1 protein-coding gene is annotated in these 956 nt (G+C 78.2%); it reads right to left on the bottom strand.

The features are described 5' to 3' along the window. Window positions 1-956: S9 family peptidase (locus KS423_RS46250; RefSeq protein ID WP_224285628.1), on the bottom strand; the 956-nt coding region annotated here is incomplete at both ends.

Below are 956 nucleotides of genomic sequence, written 5' to 3'. Positions count from 1 at the left end.
GGGGCAGGGCGGCGGGGCGCGGCCGGCGGCGCAGGCGGCGGACGGCGCCGGTCAGCGCGTAGCCCGCGAAGCCGGTCAGGCAGAGCAGGGTGGCGACGGCCTCGAACCAGGTGGACTCGTACCAGGGGAGCGGGTCGAGCGCGCGGCTGCGGGCGTCCTGGGGCGGGGCAGGGTCGGCGGAGGCCTCGGGGAGGCCGGTGGCGAGCCGTTGGATCCAGGCGGACTCGGCGGCGGCGTAGTCCGCCGGGAGCCGGTCGGGCCGGTCGTAGCCGTCGTCCCGGGTCAGGTGCAGGTTGTGCCGGACGCCGGGGACGGTGCGCAGTGTGTAGTGGGTGTTGCCGCCGCGGTCGAGGGCCTGGCGGATGATCGTCGCGCTCTCCTCGGGGGCGGCCTCGCGGTCGAGCGTGCCCCACTCGGCCAGGACCGGCTGCCGGACCCGCTCCCACGCCGGCACCGGGTCGTAGTCGGCCTCCGGGAACAGCCCGGCGGCCCTGAGCTGCCGGACGGAGGTGTCCGAGAGCGCGGTGAGCAGCGAGCCGGAGACACCGGCGTGGCGCAGGTAGCCCCGGTACGCCCAGGCCTGCTGGCGGGCCGGGGTGAGGCCGACCGCGCCGGCGGTGACCAGGTACGTCACCTCGGCGGAGCGGCTGGCGGCGAGCGAGGCCGCCCAGGCGCCCTCGGACAGGCCCCACAGGCCGACCCGGTCCGGCGCGACTTCGGGCCGGGTGCGCAGCAGCCGGACGGCGGCCAGGGCGTCGTCGGCCAGCTGCCCGTAGTCCCGGTGGGTCATCGAGTAGCCGTCGGTGCGCTTGTCGAAGATCAGCGTGGTGACGCCGTGCCGCGCGTAGGACTCGGCGGCGGCCCGCAGCTCGGCCAGCGGGCCCGGGCCGGCCCCGGGGAGCATGACCAGTCCGGGGCCCCGGGTGCCGGCCGGCGCGGCGGGTGCGGCCAGCACC

The sequence above is a fragment of the Streptomyces sp. LS1784 genome (genome assembly GCF_020103755.1).
GTDB lineage: Bacteria > Actinomycetota > Actinomycetes > Streptomycetales > Streptomycetaceae > Kitasatospora.
Note: the sequence above shows the minus strand (reverse complement) of the source record. Positions and strands in the feature narration are given on the sequence as shown.